Consider the following 20,495-nt stretch of genomic DNA (forward strand, 5'->3'; position numbering starts at 1 on the left):
AAACCTGATCGCTCACATCAGAAAATCAAAATTAAACTAATCGCTCACTGATGCTAAAACAAGCCTAAGCGCCGTTTGCATGCGAATCCGTGCAACGGCCCTCTGATCACCGAGAACCGCACCCCGATGATGGGGCCTGCATGAGACAACCCAAAAGGAGACTGCCCTCATGGATGGAAATAACATTGGCAAATGCCCCGTGATGCATGGCGCGCAAACCGCGCTTGGCACAACTGTTACCGATTGGTGGCCAAATGCGTTGAACCTCGACATTTTGCACCAACATGATCGCAAGACCGATCCGATGGGCGAGGCTTTCGATTACCGCAAAGAATTGGAAAAGCTCGATATCGATGCGCTGAAGAAAGACATGCACGCGCTGATGACCGACAGCCAAGATTGGTGGCCTGCAGATTGGGGCCATTATGGTGGCTTGATGATCCGCATGGCATGGCACGCGGCGGGCAGCTATCGCACCGCTGACGGTCGCGGCGGTGGCGGCACTGGCAACCAGCGTTTCGCGCCTTTGAACTCTTGGCCCGACAACACCAACCTCGACAAAGCTCGCCGCCTGCTGTGGCCAATCAAGAAAAAATACGGAAATTCCGTATCTTGGGCGGATTTGTTTATCCTCGCAGGCAATATTGCTTATGAATCCATGGGCCTCAAAACCTTTGGCTACTCCTTTGGCCGCGCCGATATTTGGCATCCTGAAAAAGACATCTATTGGGGCGCAGAAAAAGATTGGCTGGGGTCTGAGCGTTATGCCGAAGATCGCGGGTCTGAGACATTGGAAAACCCGCTTGCGGCGGTTCAAATGGGCCTCATCTATGTGAACCCAGAAGGTGTGAATGGTCAGCCCGATCCGCTGCGCACCGCGCATGACGTGCGCGTGACCTTTGCCCGTATGGCGATGAATGACGAAGAAACAGTGGCCCTGACCGCAGGCGGCCATACAGTGGGCAAAGCGCATGGCAATGGCGATGCGGCCAATTTGGGTGCTGACCCTGAAGGTGCCGATGTGCATGAGCAGGGCCTTGGCTGGAACAACCACACCACCCGTGGCGTGGGCCGCGACACTGTCACCTCGGGCATCGAGGGCGCTTGGACAACCCACCCCACGAAATGGGATAACGGCTATTTCCATCTGCTGCTGAACTATGACTGGGAATTGAAGAAATCCCCCGCAGGGGCATGGCAATGGGAACCTGTAAACATCAAGGAAGAGGACAAGCCCGTTGATGTCGAAGACCCATCTATCCGCTACAACCCGATCATGACGGATGCGGATATGGCGATGAAGATGGATCCCGAATATCGCAAGATTTCGGAAAAGTTCTATGCCGATCCTGAATATTTCTCAGAAACCTTCGCCCGCGCATGGTTCAAGCTGACCCACCGCGATATGGGGCCAAAGGCGCGTTATTTCGGGCCAGATGTGCCTGCCGAAGATCTGATCTGGCAAGACCCGATCCCTGCGGGCTCCACGAGTTATGATGTTGAAGCGGTCAAGGCGAAAATCGCGGCAACGGGCCTTTCCATCTCCGAGATGGTCGCGACCGCATGGGACAGCGCGCGCACCTTCCGTGGGTCTGATATGCGCGGCGGTGCCAATGGCGCGCGCATTCGTCTGGCCCCACAAAAGGATTGGGAAGGCAACGAGCCGGCCCGCCTGCAAAAGGTGCTGGCCGCATTGGAACCCATCGCCGCGGAAACAGGCGCAAGCCTTGCGGATGTGATCGTTCTGGCAGGTAATGTCGGTGTCGAGCAGGCGGCCAAAGCCGCAGGTGTCGAGATCACCCTGCCCTTCACGCCAGGCCGTGGTGACGCCACCCAAGAGCAAACCGATATTGACAGCTTCGAAGTGCTAGAGCCCGTCCATGACGCGTTCCGCAACTGGTTGAAAGCGGATTACACCGTGCAACCAGAGGAGCTGATGTTGGATCGTGCGCAGCTTTTGGGTCTGACAGCGCCCCAAATGACCGCATTGATTGGCGGTATGCGTGTGCTTGGCACCAACCATGGCGGCAGCGCGCATGGGGTGTTTACGGATCGTGTTGGCACATTGTCGACCGATTTCTTCACGGCGCTGACCGACATGGCCTATAAGTGGGAACCTGCAGGGCCGAACCTCTACAACATCGTGTCTCGCAAAACAGGCGAAACAAAATGGACAGCCACCCGTGTGGATTTGGTTTTTGGCTCCAACTCAATCCTGCGCGCTTATGCTGAACTTTACGCACAAGACGATAATGCCGCGAAATTCGTGCATGATTTCGCTGCTGCGTGGACAAAGGTGATGAATGCAGACCGCTTTGACGCGGCCGCATAAAACACGCAGCTAAGCAAAGACAAACGCGCGCCCCAAAAGGGCGCGCGTTTTTTTATCTTTCACAGACCAGACCTGCCTGCTAGCCCTAGGCGCATGCAAACGGCACTTATATTGATCATTGCTTTGGCTGTTGCGGGTCTGTTGATCTGGCCACCCTTGGCAAAATCGACACTCTGGCGCGCCGCAATCACCCCATTGGCCTCAATTATCGGCAGCGGGTTTTTGGTTCTTGGGCCCGTTTTGCACCACGCATTTGGCGCCTATGCCGCGCTTGCAATGGCCGTTTTATGTGCGCTGGCTTGGGGGTTTAGTCGGGCCATTGCTCATAATATCCTGCGATTGGCTGAAGGATCACGCAGGCCCATAGAGATCTGGCTAGATCGCGCCGCGTCATGGGCCTTGGCGTTTGCCTATATGGTGTCGGTGGCCTATTACCTAAATCTGTTTGGCGCTTTTGCAGCCCGCCTGACCCCCGTGACCGATCCGCATGCCGCGCGATGGATCACCACAGGCGCGCTCGGGTTCATCGTGATCTTGGGGCTTGCTCACGGCTTTCATGCCCTTGAACGGGTCGAACAAATCTCGGTTGGGATCAAATTGGCGGTGATTGCGGGGCTTCTTGGCGCGCTATGGTTGGCGCTTGGCACAGATATGCTCGATGGGCAGGGTGTGATCCTAACCCCCGCGACAGAAACGGGCCCCGCAGCCCTGTTTTTGGTGTTTGGGCTGATTGTGACCGTGCAAGGTTTCGAAACGGTGCGGTATATGGGGGCGGAGTATGACCCCGCGTTACGGATCCGCGCCATGCATATGGCGCTGCTTATCGCCACGCTGATCTATATGGCCTATCTTCTGCCCCTCAGCCTAATCTTTACGCCCGACCCGCAAGCCGTCAGCGAAACAGCCATTATCGACATGATGGGCCGTTTGGCCCCAATCCTTGCGCCGCTTTTGATGATTGCGGCGCTGAGTGCCCAGTTCAGCGCCGCTTTGGCCGATACGGGCGGATCAGGCGGGCTGCTCGCAGAATTGACCCGCGACCGCATCGATGCGCGCCAAGGCTATGTCATTTTGGGCGCAGTCGCGCTGATCCTTACATGGGTGGGCGATGTGTTTTCCATCATCGGCTACGCGTCCCGCGCCTTTGCCTTTTATTACGCGCTACAAGCCGCGATTGCGGCGGCAGGCGCGGGCAATTGGCCAAAGCGCCTATTCTTTTTTGCGATGGCCCTCCTAGGTGGGGCGATCACCCTATTCGGCACTTCGGTCGAATAGAGGCTCGGCCATCAAGCGCCCAACGCGCAAGGCGGGCGCAATCCCCGCGAGATGGCACATATGCCATGCCATCACTTGGTTGGACGACAGGGCAACGGCACCTGTCTCGGCCTCGATGGCATCAATGACATCTAAGGTGCGCAAATTCGTGCAGGATAAAAACACCGCCTCGGCCCCACCCCGGTGCAGCAACGCCGTTGCCGCGCGGGTGACAGACGGGCCATCGATGAGCGCAACTGCATGTTCGCGCGCCTCGTTAAAGGTTCCGAACACTGGGCTTTTTACCCCTTGTGCCGCAACTGCGGCGCGCAGGCGGCTTGAGACCTCGGGCACATAGGGTGACAAAAACGCCAAGCGCGTGATCCCCATATGACGGCAGGCCGCCACGAGCGCCGAAAGCGGGTCGGTCACATGGGTCGCGGGGCATCCTTTGCGCAGCAATTCAGCCACCCGCCCCGCCCCGATCACCGATGTCGCCGAGGTGCAACCATATCCCAACACATCAAAGTCCAAAGGGGGCGGCATCAGGGCGGCGGCATCGCTTAGATGCCCCTCCATCGCGGCAAGACTGTCTGAACTGACCGTTTCCGCACTGGGAACGCGGCTGATATAGAGGGCCACATCCTCTTGCGGCAAGATACGGCGCAGGTCGTGCTCTAGCGTTTCATCGGATTGCAACACGACCATGCCCAACACGGCACGGCGCCCCAAAATAGGTGCAACAGTGTAGTCAAACACATCTTCCATGGCCAAGGGCCCCATGCGTGATCGCGATTGCCCTCTATGCTGCGGGGGTTTTGTTATAAATCATGCGCGCCCTGCGACCTCTCATGGCCTATTTGCGCCGCTTTCGTCCCTTTGGCCAAGCCATGTATGAAATGCGAAAGACCAAGATAGGATTTTCCTATCAAGTGAAATCATTCATACACAACTCATTGAATATGATAGCGTTTTCAATGCCACCAAGGGGCATGAGATCTGCGACCTATCCGATAGACGCGTCTTTATGCTGCATTGCTGCTGCCCTTGGTGGCACCCGACTAACCCGTTACAATCGCGTAGACAAAGCGCAAACAGACCAAGGCCAGGAAGAGGCCAAAGGCCAATTCCAAATGCCGCCGCGACAGGCTATGCGCCAATTTCACCCCCAAATTCGCAGTCAGAATAGTGGTTGGCACAAATAGGATCATCCCCAAAAACGAGACATATCCGATGGCATCCATCGGTAACCCCTCTTGGCCGAGGCCCGCGATCATATAGCCAATCGCGCCGGGGACCGAGATCAAAACCCCAATCCCTGCCGATGTGGCCACCGCCTGATGAATGGGGCGGCCATGCAATGTCATGATCATATTTGAAATCTGACCCCCACCAATCCCCATCAGGGCTGACAAAAGGCCAATCAAACCCCCATAGGAATAAAGCCCTGCCCCCGTGGGCAAATCAGCGCCCAAATCCCATTTCTTTGCACCAGAGATCATCTTGATCGCATTGGCCCCCGCCACCACGACAAAAACGATCTGAAAGACGAATGGCGGTGCAAAACGGGCCAAACCCGCGCCGATCAGCACACCTGCCAGAATGGGCAGCGCCCATGATTTCAACAGCGCCTCGTCCACAGCCCCGCGGGCGCGGTGGCCCATATAAGAGCGGATTGAGGTGGGAATAATGATGGCCAATGAGGTGCCAACCGCCAACGGCATCCGCACCTCATCTGAGAGACCCAAGAAGCCGAAGACCTCGTAAAGCACAGGCACAATCAATGCGCCGCCGCCCACGCCGAACAGCCCCGCGAGAACGCCCGTCACTGCACCCGCCGCAAGCAGCATCACTGCCACCATGGCGAATTCCGCCGTCATGAAATCCATCTTGTCCCTCCAGAAAATGCGCACTCCCCGTCACGGGATATGCGCGGCACGCGCGCCGCTTTGGCCCTTTCATACGAAAGCCCCGCAGCACTGCCAAGCGCAGATAACCCCCTAAAGGGTGCCGTCAATCACATAGGCTAGAATTTTTGCAACCTGCGCGGGCGTCTCGGTTACAGCAAGGGCCGCCGCATCAACCTCTTTGAGCGCATGTTGATGATCTGCCCCATGCATCACAATCAGCGACTTTCCCAAGGCCGCCGCATATCCCGCGTCAAAGGCCGCATTCCATTGCTTGTATTTCTCGCCAAAGCGCACAACCACGATATCTGCATCTGCAATCGCCTTACGGGTGCGAATGGCATTGATCTTTGCGCCCTTGTGATCATGCCAGAATTTCTGATCCTCAGCCCCCAAAATAGCCACGCCGCAATCATCACTGGCGGCATGATCGGTCACGGGCGCGCTAAAGCGAACCGAAAGGCCTGCTTCGGCACAGGCGGCGATGATCTCCTCGCGCCATGTCGTGTGAATCTCGCCCGAAAGGTAAACTGTTAAATCCATGGGTTCTCTTCCTGTCTCGCGGCGCGTTAGGCCGCCAATCCTGTAATCTTATCCCAAAGGGCCTGAGGCACATCCACCGATGTCTCCCGCACCCGCCCTTGGCCCGGAACACGCGCACCCTCATCTTCGGCCACGGCCTCCAACAGTCGCGTGATCCGCGCGCCAAACTGATCGCTAAATGTTCCCGTATCCATGGCCAGATAGAATTGCCCCAAACGATGCGGCGGGCCATCTGGCAATTTCAGCCCCCCCACATCGAGCGAATTGACCGAGCCCGTCATCGCGGCCGCCAAGACCTCGGCCATAATGCCAAACCCCCACCCTTTATAGCCACCTGCACTTAACAAGGCACCTTGCAAGGCCGCTTCGGGGTCGGTTGTGGGGCGGCCTTCGGCATCTACGGCCCAACCCAATGGGATCTCCTCCCCTGCATATTTCGCCATGGTGATTTTCCCCAAAGCCACGGCCGAGGTTGAGAAATCAAAATGCACCGACAGCCCCCCTTGCCCATCAGGCACAGACATGGCGATGGGGTTGGTGCCGATGACGCGCCGCTTGCCATTTGGCGCTGCCACCACGGGCGAGGCGTTGGTAAAGCCGATGCAAAGCTTTCCCGCTTGCGCGATTTGTTCGGTAAAATAACCAAGCGAGGTGCAGGTATGGCTTTGCGCCACGGCCAGCATGGCCACGCCTGTTTCATCCACAAGATCGCAGAATTGATCTTTGGCCGCGGCAAAGGCTGGTTGGGCAAAACCAAGTTTTGCATCTGACAAGATCGCAGCCGCCTTGGGACGGCTGACAACAGGCATGACCTGCCCATCAACACGCCCAGAGGCCAATTGCACACAATAGCTTTCGACATATTGCAGGCCGCAAATCACATTGCCATGCGCCTCGGAATGGGCAGTGGCGCGGGCCACCTCCCCCGCCTGCCATGCGCCTGCCCCATGGGCCATAAGCGCGGCTTTGGTCACGGTTTCAATCTCGCTGATCGCCACTTGCGCCATGGCCGCCCTCCCTGTGGTCGTTTTGTCAAAGGCTAAGGGCTTGACGCAAGCGGTGCAAGCAAGTCCCAAAATGACTGCGCCACAGGGCTAAGATGGGCGGCGCGGTTCCTTATTTTACACAGCTCACGGCGGCTATGCGGATCATTTGGGGCAAAGAAGCGCAAGGCGGGGTCGGCCTCGGTCATCGCGGTTTGGGGCAAAATCGTAATCCCGATACCCGCCCGCACAAAGGCCAAAAGTGCGGTGGTATTGCGCGCCTCAATGCGGCAATCTTGCAATCCTTCGGTCACGCTTGGGTGATCCACCAAATCGCAAAGCGGATTGGCAATCAGCGGCTCGTGGATCAAATCTTGCCACCGCACGCCGCGCCCCTTGGTCATCTGTGCAAATCGCCCGTCATGGCGCGCGACAATCCCTAAAGGGTCGCTCAAAATGACCTCTGCCTCAACGGATGGCGCGGCATTGGCACGCGGGGATTGCGAGATTATCCCAATATCCACCTCGCCCATCGCCACTTGTGCAATCACACTGGCGGTGTCGCTGTCGCGAATATCAAGGCGCACATCAGGGCGGGCCTGCGAAAAGGCCAAAACCGCCCGCGGCAAAAGCGTGATGGTCGCAGAAGGCACCGCCATGACCCGCACAGTTCCCGCCAAAGATCGCGCATGGCGCGCTATGGCATCGAGACTGCGGGTATAGGAATTGGTGGCGCGCCGCGCCTCCTCCAACACCAAACGTCCCAAAGGGGTGAGGCGATTTTTGCGATCCGTTTCAAAGAGGGGCGCGCCCACTTGGGCCTCAAGCTGTGATAGGGCCATCGACAGGGCCGATGGCGTGCGCCCCAATTTCTGCGCCGCAAGCGCCAAGGCCCCCTCTTCGGCCACGGCCAAAAACACGCGCAACATCTCTAACTTAATCATATTTCAGGATTCTTGAAATTTATTTCAATAATTTGAGATTGCCTGAAGTATACCCCCCTGTCTAGGCTGAATGCGCGGTAACAAGGGACAGGTTTATGCAGGGTCAGAATTTCATCAATGGTATGTGGCGCGATGGCGTGGCGCAGATTGCGAATATCAACCCATCTGACACCAGCGATGTGATTGGCCATTTCGCCCAAGCCAGCCATGAAGATTTGACAGAAAGCTTGGCCGCGGCGCGGCGTGCACAGGCCGAATGGTGGGCCATGGGCATTGAGGCGCGGCACAATGTGCTGATGGCCATTGGCACAGAGATGATGGCACGGGCCGATGAACTGGGCGAGATGATTTCCCGCGAGGAGGGAAAACCGCGCGCCGAAGGTCGCGGTGAGGCCTATCGCGCAGGCCAATTCTTTACCTATTTCGCAGCAGAGGCGCTGCGCAATCAAGGCGACCATGCCGAAAGCGTGCGCGGCGGCATTGAGGTGGATGTGCGCCGCGAACCTGTAGGCGTTGTGGCGATCATCAGCCCCTGGAATTTTCCAATCGCAACGCCCGCGTGGAAAATCGCGCCTGCATTGGCCTTTGGCAATGCCGTGATCTGGAAGCCTGCCAACCTAACCCCTGCAAGCGCCGTGATGCTGACCGAGATCATCGCTCGCCAAAACATTCCCAAAGGCCTGTTCAACTTGGTTATGGGCGCAGGGGGCACGATTGGACAGGCTTTGGTGGAAAGTGCCGCAGTGGATGCCATCAGCTTTACAGGCTCGGTTCCTGTGGGCCGCGCCATTGCCGCATCAGCCATTCCCAATATGACCAAGTTGCAAATGGAAATGGGATCAAAGAATCCTATGCTCGTGATGGAGGATTGCGACCTTGATCTGGCTGTGGCCCATAGTGTGAATGCGGCTTTCGGGGGCACGGGTCAAAAATGCACCGCCGCCTCGCGTTTGATCGTGCATGAGAAAATCCACGATGCTTTTGTCGAAAAATTGGTCGCGGCCACAAATAAGCTCGTGGTTGGCCCCGCCCTAGACAGCGCCACGCAAATCGGCCCTGTGGTGAGCGAAGCCCAGCTTAAGAGCAATCTTGATTATATCGCCCTCGGTCAATCCGAAGGGGCCGAGCTTTTATGTGGCGGAACCCGCGCTGAGGCGGATACCACAGGCTATTTCATGCGCCCTGCGGTCTTCGCCAAGACCCGCAATGATATGCGGATCAACCGCGAAGAAATGTTCGCCCCCATCACATCGGTGATTAAGGTGGGCAGCTATGCCGAAGGGCTAGACGTTGCCAATGACAGCGAATTTGGCCTCACCGCAGGGATCATGACCAAAAGCCTTGCCCGCGCCGCCCATTTCCGCGCGCATATGCGGGCGGGCTGCGTGATGGTGAACCTTCCCACCGCAGGCACAGATTACCATGTGCCTTTCGGGGGGCGGGGGGCATCCTCCTACGGGCCACGCGAACAAGGCCGCTATGCCGCAGAGTTTTACACGACAGTCAAAACCTCTTACCTTGGGGTCACGGGGGATTTGGAATGAGTGGAACAGGTGCGATGCATCCCGTGCAAAACCCGCTGATTGACGGGCTGCAATATGCCAATTGGTCGGAAAAAGTCTTTCGCCAGATGCGCGAAGGCGGGGTGGATGCGGTGCATGTCACCATCACCTATCACGAGAATTTCCGTGAAACGGTTCTCAATATCGAAAAATGGAACCGCTGGTTCGAAACCTATCCAGACCTGATTTTTCAAGGCTTTGACGCGAGCGATATTGCCCGCGCGCGCGCCTCGGGGCGCACGGCAATTTTCTTTGGCTCGCAAAACCCCTCCTGCATCGAAGATGACATTGGGTTGGTCGAGGTGCTGCATCGCTTAGGTCTACGGTTCATGCAATTGACCTATAACAACCAATCCCTGCTTGCCACGGGCTGCTATGAGGCCGAGGATACAGGCCTCACCCGCATGGGGCGCGAGGTGGTGGCCGAGATGAACCGCGTGGGTCTGGTCATCGACATGAGCCATTCGGGCGAGCGCTCGACCTTTGAGGCGATGGAACACTCCACCCGCCCGATTGCAATCACCCATGCAAATCTGGCCAGTTGGCACCCTGCCTTGCGCAATAAATCCGATGATCTCTTACGCGCCCTTGGCCAATCGGGGGGGATGCTTGGTTTTTCGATCTATCCCCATCACCTGAAGGGCGGGTCTGCCTGTAGCTTGCAAAATTTCTGCGACATGGTTGCGCGGGCTGCCGATTTGATGGGCGTCTCGCAGATCGGCATTGGAACGGATCTATGCCAAGATCAACCCGACAGCGTGGTCGAATGGATGCGGGTCGGGCGTTGGACGAAAAATATCGACTATGGCGAAGGCAGTGCCGCGCAGGCGGGGTTCCCGCCCATGCCTGATTTCTTTGCCGACAATCGCGATTTTGGCCGTTTGGCCGCAGGGCTGCGCGCAGCGGGGTTTGACGCGGGCAATGTCGCGGCAATCATGGGTGGAAATTGGCAGCGCTTTTTCAGCGAAAGTTTCACCCCCGCAGTGCAGGCTGTCCCCAATACAAAGGCCGCGCAATGATGGATCGGGCGGCGCCCCATATCATGGGCCTTGCGCCGATTGCGCTGCGGGCGCCTGATACGGTCATGCGCCTCGCGCGGATGGGATCAGCCCACCCCACGCGGCTGTCATTTCTGCGCATGTTGCTGCGCCGCATTGAAACCGAAGGGTGGCGGTTTGAGCGGCGTATTTTTGATCTTGACGAAAACGGTGTTGGGTATGCCGTCTATTGCCTACACGGGCCTAAGCGCAGTTATAGCCTTGTGGCCTTTGCCCACGATCTGCCCGCAGATCAACGCTCGGATCGGGTGATTGCGACTGCGTGGGATGCCACCTTTACCCTCTTTGATGGTATCCCCACCGCAGATGATATCACGCGGCTGAGCGCCAATGTGCCCCTGCAAGAGGCAGGGCGCATCAGCCCGCGGGAATTATCCCTCAGCCGCGCCAATCGGTCGGTCAGGTTGTTTGATCATGTTGTGGCCCGCTTGGCCACGGGCCAACAGCCAGAACGCGATGCGCTTGATGAGGTGGGCTATTTAATGCGCACAACCGCCGTTTATGGCTCGTCCAAATTCGGGGCGGCGGAAAATGCCGATATTGCCACGCGGCCAGAATTATGCGCGCCGTTCCAAGCTGAGATGATGTCGGTTTGGCTGACCCGCAGCTTTACCATCGACCTTGTCAATCATCTGGCCCGCGCCAAAGGCGGGGCAGAGGCCACAACGCTTGCGCCCGCATTGGCCCGCAGTCTTGGGGTGGGAAATTCTACAGGTCTTGGCATGGCCCCGTTCTTAGTCCGTCACCCTGCCCTTTTGGACGCTTGGGTGCGGGTGCGCGAAACGGCGCTTGCACGGGTGCGCGGCCAAAGACGGATGTCAGAGGCAGATTTGCGTGCGCTGATCGCGGGCTGCGAGGCTGCGCGCGACACAGCCGCGACATGGCGTTCAAGTCACCCTGTGCAACTGGCCAAATTGGCAGATCTGCGGGGGGATTTGGAAAAGCTGCATCATCATCTCACCACAGGTCGCGGACATTGCGCGAAAGATCTGCCATGGAATGCGATATGGCACTGGGGGGAAGCGCATCTAAGCCTTGAGGGGCAAGAAATGCTCTTGTCGATCCTGCTTGAACCCTGCGGCGCGCTGATTGACGATTTGGAAATGTCGCTGCGCGCAGACGAGCCACCTGCCCCCCCGATTGAGGGGCAAGCGCGGCTTGGCGATCTGCGCCGCGCGATTGAGGGCCGTTACGATTGGGCCTTGTCCTATGATTTCTCAACCCAAGAAGCACGAGCGCGGTTCTGGTATGTCTCGGAAGAAAAGCTTGAACCCCGCCTTGGCGCGCGCTTCGAGGAAGAGGGCGCAACCCGTGAAGCCCCGCTTGGCATCGCCTATTTGATCCGTCAGGCCTATGACGCGATGGCCGCCTACCCTGATGCCACGCCCGCCTATGCGTTTCTTTTGGCCCATCCCGAACATCGCCAAATTCTGCGCCGCCTACAATGGTTGGCGGGGCGCGATTATGGCGAGATTCGCGAAAACCTCATCGGCGCTGACATCCTGCCCATTGATATGATGCGCTATAAGCTGGCCTTTTTTGGGGCCAATCACTTTGATCCGCGCTCGGATAAATGGCTGCGCATCAGCCTCTTTGCGGGGCAAGTTTTCCCTGAACATATCTGCGCACCCGCGCATGGGGGGGCAGATGCAGCTTAGCGCGGGGGAATGGGCGAGCTTGGGCATGAAGGCCGCGCGCGGCGCGGGCTATTCTTGGGGCTTGGCCGAGGAATTCGGCGCAAGTTTGGCGACTTTAGCGCAATGGGGCATCAACGGCGCAGGCCCTGCCCTTGCGTTATGTGCCGCGCAGGCGGTTTTGGGTCTGCCACAGATGACCGAGATTGACGGGCGCGTTTGGGGGCAATCTGGCACACCGCTTTGCCCTGTCACAACGGGCGCGCTGATTTGTGATCTCGGGACGAGCCCGCGGGGTCTTTTTGGCCCAAACCCCGTGACGCTTGCCGCTGTGGCCGAGCCGCTGATGCTGCTGCCGCTCGTGGATGGGCTGGCTGCGCGCGCGGGCCGCGCGGTGCAAATTACAACACCCAAAGCCGCGCTTGTTTTTGGCGGGCTTGTCCCTTTGGCTGCGCGCGACATCACCGAATTTGCAGATCACGCGCGCGGTCACACCCTGACCCTCTGCGCCAAACCAAGCCCCTATGGCGCATCTGTGCTGCGCGCGCCCCATCCCCCCGAAATCACGCCAGAGGCCTACGCAAGCCTTGATCGCTTTGCGCTTGCGACAACCGTGCCCGCCACGGCGCAATCGCGCGAGACGGGCGCAGGTGCGGGCTTGAGCGACAATGATTGATCAGAAGGATACCAAACAGCCCACCGCGGAGGTGGCAAAAAGACCAAGACGCTCTTGCCAAAAAATATTCAGTTTGCACGAAAATTTCAGCCTCACCTGGTTGACCCTCGTGCCGAGACCGGCATGCTAAGCCCATGCCAGAAATCGGGTTCGGCGCTGATCTTGCGCCGAGGTCGGACACTAAAACCGAGAATGTCGCAATTGCGCGCAAAATGTCGGTTGAAGAACCTGAAAACCTACAAGTTCGTTGTGAACTTGGAACACCATCTGGGAGGTAATGAAAGATGAAGAAGTTTGCTTATACATCCGTGGCGGCCCTCATGCTGTCCACAAGCGGCGCATTTGCCTGTGGTCAGGTCAGCGTTGGCGCAATGGGTTGGGCCTCGGGCGAGGCCTTGGCGGCGCTGACGGGCTTTGTCCTTGAGCAAGGCTATGGTTGCGAAGTCACCATCGTGCCAACAGACACCGTGCCCGCAGTCACATCTTTGGCCGAAAATGGCGAGCCAGACATCGTGCCTGAGGTCTGGGTGAACTCGGCCACTGTCTATGCCGATCTTGAAGCGCAAGGCAAAGTTATCACTGCCTCAAACACATTCTCCAATGGCGGCGAAGAAGGTTGGTGGATCTCCACAAGTGCGGTTGAAGCCCATCCTGAATTGGCAACAATTCAAGGTGTCTTGGCCAATCCAGAACTGGTTGGCGGACGCTTTAACAACTGCCCTGTTGGGTGGGGCTGCCGTATCGTGAATGATGCGCTGAAAGTTGTATTTGACCTTGAGGGCAACGGGATCGAAGTATTTGATCACGGCTCGGGCGCGAACCTTGCCGCCTCCATCGCCGCCGCTGACGAGGCGGGTGAGCCATGGTTCGGCTATTACTGGGGCCCGACTGCAATCTTGGGCAAATACGACCTGACCAAGATCGACCTTGGCCCTGTTGACGGGCCACAGCATGCGATCAACCAAAATGCCGATGCTGACCCTGCCACTTGGGGCCCATCGGATTTCCCTGCTGCAACTGTTGTGAACGCTGTGACCGCCGATTTGGCAGAGCGTGCACCCGAGGTTGCTGATTTCGTTCGCAATATGGAAATGCCAAATGATGTTGTCAGCTCTATGCTTGCATGGGCTGAGGACAATGGCGCCTCCGCGGATGAAGCTGCGGCTTGGGTTTTGACCAACCACAGCGACATGATCCTTGGCTGGATGTCCGAGGATGCAGCTTCGCGCGTTTCAGCGCTTCTGCAATAATCCACAACCAATGACAAAGGTCAGCGCCGCAGGGCGCTGGCCTCTCTCATTTTGCGAGGAGGGAAACCTATGGCATATGATTGGATATTCAGCGCGCTTGGCATGACAGACGCCTGCAAAACCGATAGCGGGCCGCTTTTATCACTGTCATCTTTGCGCAACGAAGCCCCAAGCCCATGGGATTTGCCTTTTCCCTCGCTTGATACGCTGAACGAAGCCTGTGCAGCCTTTCCCAAAACCCGCGATTTCACCGCCGCGTTGGAGGATGGGTTCCTTTATATTCGCCCCGCCCTGCGCGCTGTGCTTGATCCGCTGACACAGCCCCTGTCATGGGCGCTTGATGGTGCCTTGACCCTGTTTGTGGAAATGCCGTGGTGGATTTTGGTGCCGCTTTTGATCTTGGTGGCCAAGCTTTTGTCGAATTCCTACAAGGTGGCGGGCATTGTGGCGGCGTCTTTCTTGTTTTTGCTCTTTGTCGATTACTACGAATTCGCCATTCAAACGCTGTCGATCATTTTTGTGTGCACGGTGCTGTGTGTGGCCTTCGGGGTGCCGCTTGGCATTGCCATGTCGCGCTCGGACAGGTTTCAAAACGCGATGATCCCGATTTTGGATATGCTGCAAACCTTGCCGACCTTTGTATATCTGATCCCCCTCATTTTCTTGTTCAATATCACCGAACCCAAGCTCTATGGGCTTGCGATTATCCTCTATGCGATTGTGCCCGTGGTGCGCCTGACCAATTTGGGCATTCGCCTTGTGGATCGCGATGTGATGGAGGCGGTCACGGCCTTTGGCTTAACGGATCGCCAGAAACTTTATCGCGTGCAAATTCCGTTGGCCCTGCCCAATATTATGGCGGGTGTGAACCAAACGATCATGATGAGCCTTGCGATGGTGGTGATTGCCTCGCTCGTATCGGCCCCAGGTCTGGGAACATTGGTTCTCGATGGCATCAACAACCTGCGCCTCGGTGTTGGCTTCTTGGCAGGTTTTGGCATCGTGTTGATCGCGATTATGCTTGATCGCGTCTCCAAGGCCGCCTTGGCACGCATCGACAAGTCGAACAAATCATAAGCACCGCAGAAGGGACTAAGAAACCATGGCTTTGGGTGACGTAAAAATCTCGGTGCAAAACCTGTTCAAAATCTACGGCCACAATCCGCGCGCCGTGCAGGACAAGGTTTATGATGGCATCGACAAATCCGCCTTCATGCAAGAAACGGGGCATGTTCTGGCGTTGAATAATATCAACGTGGATATGCGCGAGGGGCAAATTACCGTTGTGATGGGCCTGTCTGGCTCTGGCAAATCCACGCTGATCCGCCACCTGAACCGATTGATCGAACCGACCTCAGGGCAGATCTTTCTCGATGGCACAGATGTTCTGGCCATGGACGAGGAGGCGCTGCGCAATTTGCGGCGGCGGTCTATGTCGATGGTGTTCCAGAAATTCGCGCTTTTGCCTCATCGCACCGTCTTGGCCAACACAGTCCTTGCGCCCGAGGCGCGCGGCGAGAATATTAAGCAAGCCGAGGATGAGGCGCGCAAATGGTTGGCGCGTGTGGGTCTTGAAGGGATGGAAGACAGCTATCCAAGCCAGCTTTCAGGCGGGATGCAGCAGCGCGTGGGTCTGGCCCGCGCCTTGACCTCAAACGCCGATGTGATGCTGATGGACGAGGCATTTTCCGCGCTTGACCCGCTGATCCGCACCTCGATGCAAGATTTGCTGTTGGAATTGCAACGCGATCTGCACAAGACCATCATCTTCATCACCCATGATTTGGACGAGGCGCTGAAACTGGCCGATCACTTGGTGGTTTTGAAAGATGGCTATATCGTGCAGCAAGGCGATCCGCAGGAGATATTGCTGCGCCCCGCCGCACGCTACATTGAGGAATTCATCCAAGACATCAACCGCGCTCGCGTTTTGAAGGTGAAATCCATCATGAGCCCCGCCAAAACAAAGCGCGGCTGTAGTGATGTCGTGCAGGGCGATGATACGCTAGAGGCGGTCATCAACGCCCATAAGGGCCGCATTGATGGCACCTTTGCCGTCTCTGACCCGAACGATCCCACCAAGATCATCGGCAAGGTGAAGATGGAGGATATCTATCGGGCTTTGGTGCGACCGCAGATGCAGCATGATTAAGGGGATCAGGTCACGGCGGGGCGGCTTTGCCCTGCCTTCATGATCCAAACTGTGGTCATGGCCCCCGCCCACATGGCGGCCACCGCAACCCATGCGGTCAGAGATAGGATTGCGCCACCTGACACCCCTGCCCCAACCGCGCAGCCCCCTGCGGCCATAGCGCCAAACCCCATCAAAACAGCGCCAATCAAATGCCGCTCCATCGGGCTATCGGGGCCGAAGCGTTGCAATTTCCACGCGCCCGCCAAAAGGGATGTTGCGCCCGCGCCAAGAAACACACCTGGCACAAGGCCAATGCCAAAGCTAAGCGCGATATTTCGCTCGGCCACCAAAGCCATCAATGTATCGGTCGCAGGCCCTGTGAAAGTAACCGAGGAAATCGGGACGATCTCAAAGGAATTTTGCGCGATCATATAGGTCGCAAACCACCCCAAGGTCACCGCCGCCCCCACCATCGCAGCCCCGATGATACGGGCATAAGACATTGCATGGCGGCGCGCAAAAGCGATGGCAGCACTCAAGGCGACACTCCCCAAAAAGGCCGCTGCAGGGGCGCCAAGGCCAATCGCACTTGCCAAATTTCGCGCGCCATTGCCTTGAACTGTCCAAAGGCCAACAACTGCCTCGCGCAGAGGGGCAAGCGCCCCGCTATAGGCCGCTTGCGCGACCAAGGTCACAACCAGCCCTGTGATCAGCGCGCGCAGATTTCCTGTGGCAGATAAGACCAACAGCCGCGAGGCACAGCCACGGGCAAGAACCATTCCCACCCCAAACATCAATCCGCCGATAATCGCCCCGCTCATACTGCCTGTGGCGGCCAATTGTCGTGCCGCTGTCACATCCAAAGCCCCCGCTGCAATCAGCCCTTGGGTGAGGGTCAGCGCGGCAAAAAAGGCAATGAGCCAAATCGAAAACCGTGGGCCTGCATGGCCTTCGGCCACTTCAACAGTTGAGGCACGCAGACAGAATTGCGACCGCTCAGCCGCCGCGCCAAACACAAGGCCCACCCCCACCCCTGCAAGCGCCAGAACAGGGCCTTCGCCCCATGCGATGAGCAGGTTCTCAATCATAAAAGCGCCTCATTGGTTTTATCCACACGCGCAGCAGACCACAGGGCCTGCGCCGCCTGCGATGATCTAGGTCAACTATTGCGCGGCGCGTGCGGTTTGCGCCAATTTGCATTCCGCCCAAAGCTCTGACAGCGCCTTGACCAGATGATCCATCGCTTCTGCATCATGAACAGGGCTTGGGGTGATGCGCAGACGCTCCGTGCCTTTGGGAACTGTGGGATAGTTGATTGGCTGGATATAGATGCCATGCTCATCCAAGAGCCTATCTGAGATATAGCGACATTTCACAGGATCACCGACCATGACGGGAATGATGTGACTGTCATTGGCCAAATGGGGAATGCCCGCCCCATCAAGGCGCGCGCGCAATTCTGCGACCCGTTCCTGATGGGCGGCGCGTTCTGTCTGGCTTGTTTTCAGGTGGCGCACAGCGGCACAGGCCCCTGCCGCAACCGCAGGCGGCAAGGCGGTGGTAAAGATAAAGCCGCTGGCAAAACTGCGGATGAAATCAACCAATGCGGCACTGGCCGCAATATACCCCCCCATCACGCCGTAAGCCTTCCCAAGCGTGCCCTCAATCACAGTCAGACGATCCATTAACCCCAGCGCTTCGGCAATCCCGCCGCCGCGTGGCCCGTAAAGACCCACGGCATGCACCTCATCGAGATAGGTCATCGCGCCATAGCGATCTGCCAAATCACAAATCGCGGCGATGGGGGCAATATCGCCATCCATCGAATAAACCGATTCAAAGGCTATTAATTTGGGCTGCTCTGGCGGCAGGGCCGCCAGTTTCGCCTCGAGATCCGCCAAATCATTATGCGCCCAAATGATCTTTTGCGCGCGCGAATGACGGATGCCTTCAATCATCGAGGCATGATTGCCTGCATCTGACAGAACAACACAATCAGGGATCTGCGCGGCCAATGTTCCAAGGGCCGCCCAATTTGACACATAGCCTGAGGTAAATAACAACGCGGCCTCTTTGCCGTGCAGATCGGCCAATTCCGCCTCAAGCGCGACATGGGCGTGGGTTGTGCCCGAGATATTGCGCGTGCCGCCCGCGCCTGCGCCTGTGCGCTCAATCGCGTCTTGCATCGCGGCAATCACATTGGGGTGTTGCCCCATCCCTAAATAATCATTGGAACACCACACAGTAATGTCCCGCGTGCCGCCCTTATGGTGATTTCGGGCATGGGGAAATGCGCCCCGCTTGCGTTCAATATCCGCGAAATAGCGATAATTGCCTTCGCTGCGCAGCGTGTCAATTTTGGCGGCGAAAAAACCCTCGTAATCATAGGCGCTCATTGGTCACGCGCCTCTAGGATGATTGCGTCCAACAATGCCTCGACCTCTTGCATTGGCCCATCGGGATAGGTGCGGTGACCTATTTGCACGACACCATCCTTTGAGGTGACAAAGATATTATAGGGGCAATGCGCGATATTCGCGGGATCCGCCTCCATCACGCGGCGCGACACGGCGGCCGAGCAAAATAAGAAAATATCCGCTTGATCAAAAATCACCACATCGCTGCCGATATCCGCGGCGGTGCGGTTCAGCATATCACCCGTATGCGAGCGGTAATCGATGACCAAGCCGCGCCCAATAATGGTGTTTTCCACCGCAAAAGTGGCATCTTCGAAACTGCCGTCATACTCGAAAAACACCGCCTCTTGTGCGGGGGATTCCTGCGCAGCAAATGCCGCGAAAAGGCCAGCCATGAGGCCAAGAAACAAACGGGGGGCGGTGCAGCACGACATGGGCCTAGTCCTTTATCAAATGACGGCAGGGGCGATCTGCGCCCCTGCCCTTGTGGTGGTGTTATGTCAGGCCGTGCCAAACATATCTTCGGTAATCGCGTCATACCAACCGAGGCTTTCGCGATAGGTGGTTTCGCGGGTTGCGGCATCCTCGCCCACATCGCTCACGAAGCTAGAGGTCGAAACAATCCCCTCGTCCGAGGCCTCGTAGGTCGCACCGACTTTGATCCCGTCATTGGTATCAATGAGTGACCAGCAAGTATTGGCGAAACGCGGTGGGAAGGCCCGACCGCCCGCAAGGGCCGCCACGATGGCATTCGCGCAGACCTTGGCCTGACTGTTGGCCGAGAACCCTGATTTCGGCATCGCGCCCTGCGCCGCCGCATCGCCCAAGACATGGATATTTTCATCCATCTTAGATGACAGATCATAGGCCGATACAGGCGCCCAATTACCATCGGTGATCCCTGCCAGATGGGCAATGCGCCCTGCACGCTGCGCAGGGATCACGTTGCAGACATCAACCTGCTCGACATTGCCATCGATTGACACAGTCATCGCGTCAGGATCAACAGACACATTGGTGGCACCAAAATCAGGCCCAATCCGTTCAATCATGCCCGTATAGTGGCGCTGCCATCCATCCTCGAACAAGCCTTGCTTTGAGAACGACTCTTTTGGATCAACGATCAGGATTTTTGCGGTTGGATTATTTTGCTTCAGCAAATGCGCGACCATCGACACCCGCTCATAAGGCCCTGGAGGGCAGCGATAGGGGTTCGGGGGGGCGATCATGGCAAAGACACCGCCTTCGCGCATATTCATCACTTGCGCCTTCAGCAATTCGGTTTGACTGCCTGCCTTATAGGCATGGGGCATGGCATTTTGCGCCGCTTGCGACCAGCCTGGAACGCTGTCTTCGATGAAATCAATCCCAGGGCTGAGGACGAGGCGGTCATAAGACAGGCTGCCCCCGCCTGCCAAGCTGACCGATTTTGCATCGCGATCAACGCCAACGGCCCAATCATGCACCACATTGATCCCGAAATTCGAGGCCAAAGTGCCATAGCTGTGGCCGAGGCTGTTCATCTCGCGGAACCCGCCAAGATAAAGATTCGAGAAGAAACAAGTGTAATAGGCGCGGGTCGGTTCCACCAAGGTCACATTGATGGCGCCATTGCTGCCAGTGGCGATATAGCGCGCGGCTGTTGCCCCGCCTGCACCGCCCCCAATTACGACCACATGGGGCGCGGTTTGCGCCCGCGCCACCATGGGTGCTGCAAGGGTTGCACCAAGCGCCGCGGCGCTGGTTAAGAACTGTCGTCTATCGAATGGCATTCCAAATTCCTCCCTTTTGGTTGCCCGCC

Annotated in this window: 18 protein-coding genes; 9 read left to right on the top strand and 9 right to left on the bottom strand. The window is 57.5% G+C overall.

Annotation, left to right across the window (positions count from 1 at the left end; translation table 11 throughout):
• The first annotated feature begins 169 nt into the window (after positions 1-169).
• Together katG and RYZ18_RS03925 are read left to right on the top strand one after the other, a co-directional pair.
• Positions 170-2,332, top strand: coding sequence for a catalase/peroxidase HPI (gene katG, locus RYZ18_RS03920; protein ID WP_317655070.1), 2,163 nt, complete (start codon positions 170-172; stop codon positions 2,330-2,332).
• A gap of 93 nt (positions 2,333-2,425) precedes the next feature.
• Positions 2,426-3,607, top strand: coding sequence for a hypothetical protein (locus tag RYZ18_RS03925; RefSeq protein WP_317655071.1), 1,182 nt, complete (start codon positions 2,426-2,428; stop codon positions 3,605-3,607).
• Here RYZ18_RS03925 and RYZ18_RS03930 read toward each other — a convergent pair.
• The 5 genes from RYZ18_RS03930 to RYZ18_RS03950 all read right to left on the bottom strand — a co-directional run bounded on the left by RYZ18_RS03930 (position 3,584) and on the right by RYZ18_RS03950 (position 7,963).
• On the bottom strand, positions 3,584-4,354 hold the full coding sequence (locus RYZ18_RS03930) for an Asp/Glu racemase (RefSeq protein ID WP_317655072.1): 771 nt from the start codon (positions 4,352-4,354) through the stop codon (positions 3,584-3,586). The genes RYZ18_RS03925 and RYZ18_RS03930 overlap by 24 nt on opposite strands.
• Positions 4,355-4,647: 293 nt before the next feature.
• Positions 4,648-5,475 (bottom strand): sulfite exporter TauE/SafE family protein, encoded by an 828-nt coding sequence (locus RYZ18_RS03935; RefSeq protein WP_317655073.1) that lies wholly within the window; start codon positions 5,473-5,475, stop codon positions 4,648-4,650.
• Between the two features lie 111 nt (positions 5,476-5,586).
• On the bottom strand, positions 5,587-6,036 hold the full coding sequence (locus tag RYZ18_RS03940) for a YtoQ family protein (protein ID WP_317655074.1): 450 nt from the start codon (positions 6,034-6,036) through the stop codon (positions 5,587-5,589).
• A 26-nt stretch (positions 6,037-6,062) separates the two neighbouring features.
• Positions 6,063-7,043, bottom strand: a complete 981-nt coding sequence (locus RYZ18_RS03945) for an Ldh family oxidoreductase (RefSeq protein ID WP_317655075.1) — start codon at positions 7,041-7,043, stop codon at positions 6,063-6,065.
• A 32-nt stretch (positions 7,044-7,075) separates the two neighbouring features.
• A complete protein-coding gene (locus tag RYZ18_RS03950) occupies positions 7,076-7,963 on the bottom strand; it encodes a LysR family transcriptional regulator (RefSeq protein WP_317655076.1) in 888 nt (295 codons plus the stop codon).
• Between the two features lie 95 nt (positions 7,964-8,058).
• On the opposite strand from RYZ18_RS03950, the gene RYZ18_RS03955 reads away from it, so the two are divergent.
• From RYZ18_RS03955 to RYZ18_RS03985, 7 genes are all read left to right on the top strand, one after another.
• Entirely contained in the window at positions 8,059-9,507 is a 1,449-nt protein-coding gene (locus RYZ18_RS03955) for an aldehyde dehydrogenase family protein (protein WP_317655078.1), read from the top strand.
• Complete coding sequence (locus tag RYZ18_RS03960) at positions 9,504-10,544, top strand: membrane dipeptidase (RefSeq protein ID WP_317655079.1); 1,041 nt, start codon at positions 9,504-9,506, stop codon at positions 10,542-10,544. Before RYZ18_RS03955 ends, RYZ18_RS03960 begins: the two co-directional genes overlap by 4 nt.
• Positions 10,541-12,241, top strand: coding sequence for a hypothetical protein (locus RYZ18_RS03965; RefSeq protein ID WP_317655081.1), 1,701 nt, complete (start codon positions 10,541-10,543; stop codon positions 12,239-12,241). Before RYZ18_RS03960 ends, RYZ18_RS03965 begins: the two co-directional genes overlap by 4 nt.
• A complete protein-coding gene (locus RYZ18_RS03970) occupies positions 12,231-12,893 on the top strand; it encodes a DUF3726 domain-containing protein (protein ID WP_317655082.1) in 663 nt (220 codons plus the stop codon). The genes RYZ18_RS03965 and RYZ18_RS03970 overlap by 11 nt, the downstream gene beginning before the upstream one ends.
• 284 nt (positions 12,894-13,177) lie before the next feature.
• Positions 13,178-14,143 (top strand): glycine betaine ABC transporter substrate-binding protein, encoded by a 966-nt coding sequence (locus RYZ18_RS03975; protein WP_317655083.1) that lies wholly within the window; start codon positions 13,178-13,180, stop codon positions 14,141-14,143.
• A 69-nt stretch (positions 14,144-14,212) separates the two neighbouring features.
• Positions 14,213-15,220, top strand: coding sequence for an ABC transporter permease (locus RYZ18_RS03980; protein WP_317655084.1), 1,008 nt, complete (start codon positions 14,213-14,215; stop codon positions 15,218-15,220).
• Between the two features lie 25 nt (positions 15,221-15,245).
• Positions 15,246-16,295: a glycine betaine/L-proline ABC transporter ATP-binding protein gene (locus tag RYZ18_RS03985; protein WP_317655085.1), complete on the top strand. Its 1,050-nt coding sequence runs from the start codon at positions 15,246-15,248 to the stop codon at positions 16,293-16,295.
• A gap of 5 nt (positions 16,296-16,300) precedes the next feature.
• On the opposite strand, the gene RYZ18_RS03990 is transcribed toward RYZ18_RS03985, so the two are convergent.
• From RYZ18_RS03990 to RYZ18_RS04005, 4 genes are all read right to left on the bottom strand, one after another.
• Positions 16,301-17,365 (bottom strand): YeeE/YedE thiosulfate transporter family protein, encoded by a 1,065-nt coding sequence (locus RYZ18_RS03990; RefSeq protein ID WP_317655086.1) that lies wholly within the window; start codon positions 17,363-17,365, stop codon positions 16,301-16,303.
• Between the two features lie 75 nt (positions 17,366-17,440).
• On the bottom strand, positions 17,441-18,673 hold the full coding sequence (hemA, locus tag RYZ18_RS03995) for a 5-aminolevulinate synthase (RefSeq protein ID WP_317655087.1): 1,233 nt from the start codon (positions 18,671-18,673) through the stop codon (positions 17,441-17,443).
• Entirely contained in the window at positions 18,670-19,089 is a 420-nt protein-coding gene (locus RYZ18_RS04000; protein WP_317655814.1) for a DUF302 domain-containing protein, read from the bottom strand. The genes hemA and RYZ18_RS04000 overlap by 4 nt, the downstream gene beginning before the upstream one ends.
• 105 nt (positions 19,090-19,194) lie before the next feature.
• On the bottom strand, positions 19,195-20,466 hold the full coding sequence (locus RYZ18_RS04005; protein ID WP_317655088.1) for an NAD(P)/FAD-dependent oxidoreductase: 1,272 nt from the start codon (positions 20,464-20,466) through the stop codon (positions 19,195-19,197).
• Positions 20,467-20,495: the final 29 nt, after the last annotated feature.

The sequence above is a fragment of the Roseovarius sp. 10 genome, assembly GCF_033100315.1.
Taxonomy (GTDB): domain Bacteria; phylum Pseudomonadota; class Alphaproteobacteria; order Rhodobacterales; family Rhodobacteraceae; genus M30B80.

Bases quoted from the DNA above. Each gene is read 5' to 3' on its own strand.
- katG (WP_317655070.1), top strand. From the start codon at position 170: ATGGATGGAAATAACATTGGCAAATGCCCCGTGATGCATGGCGCGCAA.
- RYZ18_RS03925 (WP_317655071.1), top strand. From the start codon at position 2,426: ATGCAAACGGCACTTATATTGATCATTGCTTTGGCTGTTGCGGGTCTG.
- RYZ18_RS03930 (WP_317655072.1), bottom strand. From the start codon at position 4,354: ATGGAAGATGTGTTTGACTACACTGTTGCACCTATTTTGGGGCGCCGT.
- RYZ18_RS03935 (WP_317655073.1), bottom strand. From the start codon at position 5,475: ATGGATTTCATGACGGCGGAATTCGCCATGGTGGCAGTGATGCTGCTT.
- RYZ18_RS03940 (WP_317655074.1), bottom strand. From the start codon at position 6,036: ATGGATTTAACAGTTTACCTTTCGGGCGAGATTCACACGACATGGCGC.
- RYZ18_RS03945 (WP_317655075.1), bottom strand. From the start codon at position 7,043: ATGGCGCAAGTGGCGATCAGCGAGATTGAAACCGTGACCAAAGCCGCG.
- RYZ18_RS03950 (WP_317655076.1), bottom strand. From the start codon at position 7,963: ATGATTAAGTTAGAGATGTTGCGCGTGTTTTTGGCCGTGGCCGAAGAG.
- RYZ18_RS03955 (WP_317655078.1), top strand. From the start codon at position 8,059: ATGCAGGGTCAGAATTTCATCAATGGTATGTGGCGCGATGGCGTGGCG.
- RYZ18_RS03960 (WP_317655079.1), top strand. From the start codon at position 9,504: ATGAGTGGAACAGGTGCGATGCATCCCGTGCAAAACCCGCTGATTGAC.
- RYZ18_RS03965 (WP_317655081.1), top strand. From the start codon at position 10,541: ATGATGGATCGGGCGGCGCCCCATATCATGGGCCTTGCGCCGATTGCG.
- RYZ18_RS03970 (WP_317655082.1), top strand. From the start codon at position 12,231: ATGCAGCTTAGCGCGGGGGAATGGGCGAGCTTGGGCATGAAGGCCGCG.
- RYZ18_RS03975 (WP_317655083.1), top strand. From the start codon at position 13,178: ATGAAGAAGTTTGCTTATACATCCGTGGCGGCCCTCATGCTGTCCACA.
- RYZ18_RS03980 (WP_317655084.1), top strand. From the start codon at position 14,213: ATGGCATATGATTGGATATTCAGCGCGCTTGGCATGACAGACGCCTGC.
- RYZ18_RS03985 (WP_317655085.1), top strand. From the start codon at position 15,246: ATGGCTTTGGGTGACGTAAAAATCTCGGTGCAAAACCTGTTCAAAATC.
- RYZ18_RS03990 (WP_317655086.1), bottom strand. From the start codon at position 17,365: ATGATTGAGAACCTGCTCATCGCATGGGGCGAAGGCCCTGTTCTGGCG.
- hemA (WP_317655087.1), bottom strand. From the start codon at position 18,673: ATGAGCGCCTATGATTACGAGGGTTTTTTCGCCGCCAAAATTGACACG.
- RYZ18_RS04000 (WP_317655814.1), bottom strand. From the start codon at position 19,089: ATGGCTGGCCTTTTCGCGGCATTTGCTGCGCAGGAATCCCCCGCACAA.
- RYZ18_RS04005 (WP_317655088.1), bottom strand. From the start codon at position 20,466: ATGCCATTCGATAGACGACAGTTCTTAACCAGCGCCGCGGCGCTTGGT.